2 protein-coding genes are annotated in these 1439 nt (G+C 45.8%); both read right to left on the bottom strand.

Annotated elements, in window-relative coordinates; translation table 11 throughout:
- A partial coding sequence (locus R8269_RS24340; protein ID WP_318222789.1) for a glycoside hydrolase family 1 protein occupies positions 1 to 919 on the bottom strand: 919 nt, incomplete at its 3' end.
- Positions 920 to 1152: 233 nt separating this feature from the next.
- The coding region (locus tag R8269_RS24345; RefSeq protein ID WP_318222790.1) for an ATP-binding protein at positions 1153 to 1439 on the bottom strand (287 nt) is incomplete at its 5' end.

Here is a 1439-nt window from a genome sequence, read left to right on the forward strand (position 1 = left end):
TCGCACAGCCACTGGCGTAGTAGCTGAAGGAGATAAAGTCGACACTGGCCGAGGCAATGTCTTCTAAATCAACGTCTTGCATCTGAATTTCGATGCCATTTTCACGGAAATAGCGCTTCATATAGCCAGGGTACTGACCACGAGTTTGCACGTCACCGAAGAACAACCACTTGTTGTTTTCATGCATGGCGGCTAACACATCATCAGGGTTACAAGTGTATGGGTAGTTCATGGCACCCAGTAACATGTTGCCGATTTTGCCATTCGGTACAATTTTCTGGCACAGCTTCACTGCTTTAGCATTCGCCACCAATTGATGGTGAATCGCTTGGTAAATCTGTTGCTCTGTTGCGTCTTCTGGCAAACCAACCCCAGTAAATGGTGCATGCAGAGACATGTTGATTTCGTTGAAGGTAAGCCACAGTTTGACCTTATCTTTGTAGCGTTCTAACACGGTTTTAGCGTAAGGCTCGAAAAACTCGATCACTCGACGATCGCCCCAACCACCATAATTTTCAACCAAGGCGTAAGGCATCTCGTAATGAGAAAGCGTCACAAATGGTTGCATGTCGTGTTTGGCTAGCTCATCAAAAATTTTGTCGTAAAACGCCAGTCCTTCTTCGTTTGGCTCCAGTTCATCGCCATTAGGAAAAATACGACTCCAAGCGATGGACAAGCGCAGGCAGGTGAATCCCATCTCTTTAAATAGAGCAATATCTTCTGGATAGCGATTGTAGAAATCGATCGCAAGATCTTTGATACCTGGTGTTCGTTCTTCACGCGTTTGATGCGGGCTCAGAATGCCGTTTGGCAACATATCTGATGTTGATAAACCTTTACCCCCAAGGTTGTATGCCCCCTCTACTTGGTTTGCAGCAATGGCACCACCCCAAAGGAAATTATCTGGAAACTTAATCATGTTTCTCACTCTTTTATCGTTAGAAAATTGCAGTTACTTGGATTTTTCTTTGCTTGAGAATAGTGCAGGTCACATCACGATTCTTGTAGCCAGATCGACTTTCTGAAGGGCGATTTGTTCGGTTTTAGAAAAGACGCCAACCGAAGCCAGATCCGATAGCCGCTTGGGGGTTGAGTTGCGAGTATCACTGCTGATTTTTGAATAAATATCTGTGTAAGTCACTTTTAGTTGGCTCAATCAATCGTATTGGCGAGCTGAAATCGCAAGAGGAACGACATACCGGAACCTGGATTGCGTTGTGCTGTGACTTGCCCATTCATGTCTCGCATGTTGTTCGCGGTGATTGACAGTCCTAAACCCAAGCCCTCGCCGATTTTTTTGCTGGTTTGAAATGGCTCGAAAATGGTGTCGAGTTGTTCTAGTGCCACGCCACAACCGTTGTCACTGACCACCACTTCAACGTGGCTGTTAGTTGGTGTGACAACGATTGAAAGTTGGGGCTTGTCCCTAGATTGCATGG

The organism is Vibrio sp. Vb0667 (assembly GCF_033391095.1).